Annotated in this window: 5 protein-coding genes; all 5 read right to left on the minus strand. The window is 70.8% G+C overall.

Annotation, left to right across the window (positions count from 1 at the left end; genetic code table 11):
* Positions 1-14 precede the first annotated feature (14 nt).
* The 5 genes from ACESL7_RS11855 to ACESL7_RS11875 all read right to left on the minus strand — a co-directional run bounded on the left by ACESL7_RS11855 (position 15) and on the right by ACESL7_RS11875 (position 5,687).
* Positions 15-1,766 carry a sugar phosphorylase gene (locus ACESL7_RS11855; protein WP_372893530.1) on the minus strand — a complete coding sequence of 584 codons (1,752 nt, stop codon included), beginning with the start codon at positions 1,764-1,766 and terminating at the stop codon, positions 15-17.
* Between the two features lie 195 nt (positions 1,767-1,961).
* Positions 1,962-2,123 (minus strand): hypothetical protein, encoded by a 162-nt coding sequence (locus ACESL7_RS11860; RefSeq protein WP_372893531.1) that lies wholly within the window; start codon positions 2,121-2,123, stop codon positions 1,962-1,964.
* A gap of 69 nt (positions 2,124-2,192) precedes the next feature.
* Positions 2,193-4,172 (minus strand): TRAP transporter permease, encoded by a 1,980-nt coding sequence (locus ACESL7_RS11865; protein WP_372893532.1) that lies wholly within the window; start codon positions 4,170-4,172, stop codon positions 2,193-2,195.
* A 97-nt stretch (positions 4,173-4,269) separates the two neighbouring features.
* The gene (locus ACESL7_RS11870; protein WP_372893533.1) at positions 4,270-4,734 is read right to left on the minus strand and encodes a DUF1850 domain-containing protein; all 465 of its coding nucleotides are present in this window, start codon (positions 4,732-4,734) and stop codon (positions 4,270-4,272) included.
* Positions 4,734-5,687: a TAXI family TRAP transporter solute-binding subunit gene (locus ACESL7_RS11875; RefSeq protein ID WP_372893534.1), complete on the minus strand. Its 954-nt coding sequence runs from the start codon at positions 5,685-5,687 to the stop codon at positions 4,734-4,736. The genes ACESL7_RS11870 and ACESL7_RS11875 overlap by 1 nt, the downstream gene beginning before the upstream one ends.
* Between the last annotated feature and the right edge of the window lie 384 nt (positions 5,688-6,071).

The following is a 6,071-nucleotide window of genomic DNA, read 5'->3' on the forward strand; positions in this document are numbered from 1 at the left end:
TCCGCCGGTGCGCGTCACGCGCGATCCGCCCCGTCGCGGTTGGCGATCCAGCGGCACTGATAGGGGGCGAGGCGGATCGGCGCGCCGGCGGGCGTGATCGCCTCGCCCGAGAGCAGATCGCACCAGTCCTCCCCGTCGATCAGGTTGACCGCCGAGGGTGCGATCTCAACCGGCTCGTGGCTCACGTTGTGCAGCGCGAAGATCGACTGCCCCCGGTCGAGGCTCTGCCGCCAGAGGCCGAACACCCGGTCGTCGAGCTGAAGCGTGAACTGCGTGGCGTTCGGGTGAAAACCGGGCTGGCGCCCGCGCACGGCCATGCGGGCATGGATCCCGGCGAGCGCGCGGGCCTGCGGCGACGCCGGGTCGTCGAGCCGCGCCTGAAGCTCGGGATAATCCCAGCGGTGGCGGTTGATCGCCCGGGCGATGCCGGTCTTTTCCACGCCCGCGTGATCGTTCGGCGTGGCCAGCAGGGCATGGATGTAGAAGGCCGGGATTCCCTCCAGCGCCATGACGATCGTCTGCGAGCAGAGGAACCGCGCCATGTGGTGCTCCGTGCGCCCGTCGCAGGTGGCGCCCAGCGCGTCGAACCATGTCACGTTGAGCTCGTAGGGCGTCTCGCGTCCGCCGGGGGCCGTGCGCATCGAGACGTGCCCGCCCTGCCCGGCCACGCAGTCGATCATGCGCGCGGCCTCCTCGGGCGGCAGGATGCCCTCGGCGGGCCGCATCCCGATTCCGTCGTGGCTCGCCGAGAAGTTGAGGTAGGCGCAGCCCATCTGCGCCGGCGGCATCCCCTGCTGCCAGCGGATGAGATAGCGCGCGGTCCCGGATTGCAGCGCGTGCAGAAGGAGCGGCGGCAGCGAGAAGTTGTAGACGACATGCGCCTCGTTGCCGTTGCCGAAGTAGCTCAGGTTCTCGGCCTTCGGCACGTTCGTCTCGGTCACGAGGATCACCGGCTCGACCGCGTAGTCGCAGAGCAGCCGCATCAGCCGCACGATGGCATGCGTCTCGGGCAGGTGGATGCAGGGCGTGCCGATCACCTTCCAGAGGAAGGCCACCGCGTCGAGGCGCAGGATACGCACCCCGTTGTCGATGTGCAGCCGCATGATCCGCAGGAACTCCAGCAGCACTTCCGGATTCCGGAAGTCGAGGTCCACCTGGTCGTGGCTGAAGGTGCACCAGACATGCGCCGCCCCCTCCGCCGTCTCGACCCGCCGCAGGAGCGGATGGGTCCGCGGGCGCACCACGCCGCTCAGGTCGGCCTCCGGGTCCGCCTCCATGAAGAAGCGGTCGTAGGGCGCGTGGCCCTGCAGGTAGGCGGTGAACCACGGTCCCTGGCTCGAGACGTGGTTGAGCACCAGATCCGACATGAGCTTGAACTCCTCGCCGATGCGGCGGATGTCGGACCAGTCCCCGAGGCTCGGGTTCACGGCGCGGTAGTCCGTCACCGCGAAGCCGTCGTCGGAGGTGAAGGGGAAAAAGGGCAGGATGTGCACCCCGTCCACCGTGCCCCTCAGGTTGCGGTGCAGGAAATCGCGCAGCAGGTCGAGCGGCTTGTGCACCCCGTCCACGATCGAGTTGCCGTAGGTGATCAGGAGCGCGTCGCGCTCGGACCAGAAGTCGTTGGACGGCCGGCGCGCGCGGCGGCGGCGCGGCCGGTCCTCGGGCCAGAAGGCCGCGCAGATCTGCGCGGCCATCTCGGCGCCATCGGTCTGCGGATAGATCGCGGCGATCAGGTCGTGAAGTCGCGCGTCGAAACTCGATGCCATCTGCGGTGCCGTCCCTCGAACCCGGGTCACAGCATAATCCGTGCACGCGCAGGCCCAAGCCCCCGCGGTGGATTTCAGGCCAGCGGTCCGGCGGTCTGCTGAAAAAGCGGGTGGCACGACTGGATGCCGGCCTGCCCGGACCCGGCGCCTCGCACAGGAGGGACCGGACCCGACGGGGCCGCTGCCCCCCGGGCCTCAGCCGCGCTGGCGGCTCCGCTCGTCGAGCAGGCGTTCCAGCGCCGGGGCGTCGGGGAACTCGCCGTCGAGCGCCTGCCCGAGGATCTGGCCCCAGTCGGGCGGCGGCGGGGTGTCCCGGGGCTCGGTCCGCCGCTCCGGACGCTGGTGGTCGGACGTCATCCCTCACCTCCCGGCGACGCGCCCCAAAGCCTGACCGTTTCTGTCAGGCGAGTCAATCCCCCAAGGCGCTCAGGCGCCGGAGGGCCGCGCCTGCCCTGCACCGCGCCGGCCCTGCCACCAGTTCCAGCCGAGGATCACCACCAGCGCGCCGGCGCCCGCGATTTCCATCCGAAGGTCGGGATAGAAGAGGGCCACGGTCGCGGGAACCGCCGCGAGGCGCGAGACCGGGTCCATCGGCGCGAAGAGCCACCCCTCGATCGCCGCGGCGAAGGCCACCAGCGCGAGCACTGCGATGAGCCCGGTCCAGAGCACCACCGGCAGCGGCCCGCCCTGGATGATCTCGGGGTTGTAGACCATGAAGAGCGGGATCAGGTAGAGGCCCTTGGCGAACTTCCACGCCTGCACGGAGGTATCGAGCGGCTTCGCCCCCGCGATGGCCGCGCCCGCGAAGCCCGCGAGCGCGATGGGCGGGGTCACGTTGCTGTCCTGCGAATACCAGAACACCACCAGGTGCGCGATCAGCAGCGGCACGCCGAACTCCTCGGTCAGCGCGGGGCCGACGAGCACGATCAACACGATGTAGGCCGCGGTCACCGGCAGCCCCATGCCGAGCACGAGGCTCGCGAGCAGCACGAGGATCAGCGCGAGCAGCATGTTGCCGCCCGAAAAGGCCACCATCATCGAGGAGAACTTCAGCCCCAGCCCGGTCAGGCCCACGACGCCGACGATGATCCCCGCCACCGCGCAGGCCATGCTGACCGCGACCGCGTTGCGCGCGCCGAGCGCCAGCGCGCCGAGGATCATGCGCACGCCGCCCGCGAGCGCCGCCTTCACCCGGTCGATCGAGGCGGGCTTGCCCGCCCGCGGCTCGAAAACGAAGATGTCGAGGCAGGCGCGCAGCCCCGCCACGCCGATCACCGTCAGGATCGCCCAGAAGCCCACCCGCATCGGCGAGAGGTTGTTGACCAGCAGCCAGACCAGCAGGAAGAGCGGAATGATGAACTGCCAGCCGTCGGCCATGACGCGCGCGAATTTCGGCAGTTCGTCCTGCGGCACGCCCTCCATCCCGCGCTTCATCGCCACGATGTGCACGAAGAGATAGACGGTCCCGAGGTAAAGCACCGCCGGGAAGATCGAGAGCACGACGATGTCGATGTAGGGAATGCGCGTGTATTCCGAGATCAGGAAGGCGCCCGCCCCCATCAAGGGCGGCGTGATCTGCCCGCCGGTCGAGGCCGCGGCCTCGATGCCGCCCGCCTGCGCCGGGCGGTAGCCGAGCCGCTTCATCAGCGGGATCGTGAAGGCGCCCGTGGTGACCACATTGGCAATGGCCGAGCCCGAGATCGAGCCCATGCCGGCCGACGCCAGCACCGCCGCCTTCGCCGGCCCGCCCGGCCGCTTGCCGGTGGCGGCATAGGCGAGGTCGATGAAGAACTTGCCCGCGCCGGTCACTTCGAGGAAAGCGCCGAACAGGACGAAGATGAAGACATAGGTCGCCGCGACCCCCAGCGGCAGGCCGAAGATACCCTCCTGCCCGAGGTAGAGCTGGCCCACCAGCCGCTCGAGCGAAGCGCCCCGGTGCTCCATGATGCCGGGCAGCCACTCGCCCAGCCACGGCAGCTCGCCCCGCGCGCCCGCGAGCGCGTAGAGGATCGCGACCAGCCCGATCACCGTCATGCCGAGGCCGACGGCGCGGCGGCAGCCCTCCAGCACGGTGACCGTGGCGAGGATGCCCATCCAGATGTCGGTCTGGCTCCAGAAACCGGCGCGGTTGATGATCGCGTCGAGGTTCCAGGCGATGTAGCCGCCCGAGGCCGCGCCCGCGGCGAGGAACACCGCGTCCACCGCCCAGCCGAAGGGCCCGCGCGGCCGCTCGATCCCGGTCACGGGGTAGATCAGGAAAGCAAGGACGAGGATGAAGCTCAGGTGGATCGTGCGCTGGTAGAACAGGCCCAGCGGCTCGACCCCCGCGCCGTAGAGCTGAAAGAGCGAGAGCGCGATGCCGACCGCGAACACGGCGAGCGTGACAGCCCAAGGCTGACGCCCCATGGGCGGGATCAGCGGGCCGCCCGGCGCGCCAGGGGGCATGCCTGCCCCGTCCCTCGCGCCCGGGGGCGCGCCTGCCGGTGCGCTCTCTGTCATCGGTTCACTCCGGTGTCAGGACGATCCGGACGCGCTGCCCCGCCGCCCGGCGCGACAGGCGGACGTGCCGCCCGCCGACGGTCAGGCGGTGATCCGTGGATGGCCGGCCGATCCGCACGGGCAGCGCGTTCCCCTCGATCGCGTCGTCGATGTTTTCCAGCCAATAGCCGCCCCGGGGCGCGCTGACCAGCCTTCCGCCGCGCCCTTCGACCTCGCCCAGGCCGGCGGCGAAATCATGCAGGTAGGAGCGGGCGAGGATCATGCGGCCGGCGCGGTTGACGAAGCAGTCGGCGACGGCCCCGCCGGTCACCGAGTGGTTCCAGGTCAGGCACCATTCCGCGCCCTCGGGCGCACGGTCGGTCAGCAGCACGGTACCATCCGCCGTTTCCACCGTGAGCGTGCCCGCGGCCGGCGCGCTCGCCCACAGGACAAGGGCGGCCGCGAACGGCCGCCCGGCCCGAAGGCCCATCAGGGCTGCAGGCGGTCGGGGATCTCGGCCCCGGTTTCCTCGTAGTAGCGCAGCGCGCCGGGATGCATCGGGATCGGCGTCGCGCCGAGCGAGAATTCCACCGTGGTGTCGTTCGCCGCCGGGTGCACCGCGATCAGGTCGTCCACGTTCTCGAACATGTTCATGACGACCTGGTAGGCGAGCTCTTCGTCCATGTCGGCGTGCACGACGAGGACGTTCGGAACCGCGATCGTCGAGACCGGCGCCTCGACGCCCTCGTAGATTCCCTCGCGCAGGGTGTAGGGCGCGAAGGTGCCGTGCTGGTCGATGCCGGCCTGCACCTCCTCCTCGGTCAGCGGCACGAGACGGATGTCGCGCGTCGCCGCGAGATTCATGATCGAGGAGGTCGGCGGCCCGACGGACCAGAAGCCGGCGTCGATGTCGCCGTCGCGCAGGGCATCGGCGGTCTCGTTGAAGTTCAGCCGCTGCGCGTCGATGTCGTCGTAGGTGATGCCGTTCGCCTCGAGGATGCGCCCGGCGTTCACCTCGGTGCCGGACCCCGGCGCGCCGACCGAGACGCGCTTGCCCTCCAGGTCCGAAAGGCCCTCGATATCGCTGTCGGCGAGCGTGACGATCTGGATCGCGTTCGGGTAGATCGAGCCGAGCGCGCGGGCATCCACCGCCCGGCCCTCGAACTGGCCGTTGCCCTCGTAGGCGTCGACGACCGTGTCGGCGAGCGCGATGGCGAGGTCGCTGTCCCCGCGCGAGATCAGCGCCATGTTCTCCACCGAGGCGCCGGTCACTTCCGCCGAGGCCGAGGCGCCGTCGATGTGGTTGCCGATCAGCTCGGCGAGGCCGCCGCCGTAGGGGTAGTAGGTACCGCCGGTGCCGCCCGTGGCGATCGACAGGTCCTGCGCTCCGGCAGGGACTGCCATCACCGTGGCGGCCGCCGCGGCGAGAATGACGTGCTTCATGGAATCCTCCCTCGTTTCGGGCCGGCCGCGCGGACATGCGTCGGCCCACCGGTTACTGCCGCCTAGATCAGGGCGCGCGCGCGCCGATGTCAAGCGCGCCGGCCGGGGCGCGCTTGCCGCGATGCGGATTCGGCCGGTCGGATGATGGCACGGGCGGGTCGGCTCCGGCCCGGTCCGCACGGAGGCACGCGCCCATGCAGCCGGCAGAGCGGGGAAATCCTGCGCGGCCCGGGCGAAAGCGGGCGGCGTGGACATCCGGCAGCGGACCCGCCGGGCTGGGTGTAGGAAAGTGATCCGGCGACCCGTCCGGAAGGATCGCGTGTCGATGCGGCGCCGCCCGTCAGCTGCGGCGCGACGTGACGCCCCTGCGCCGCCGCGCAGGGG

Origin of the sequence: Rhodosalinus sp., assembly GCF_041685465.1 — a bacterium.
In the GTDB taxonomy this organism is placed as follows: domain Bacteria; phylum Pseudomonadota; class Alphaproteobacteria; order Rhodobacterales; family Rhodobacteraceae; genus Rhodosalinus.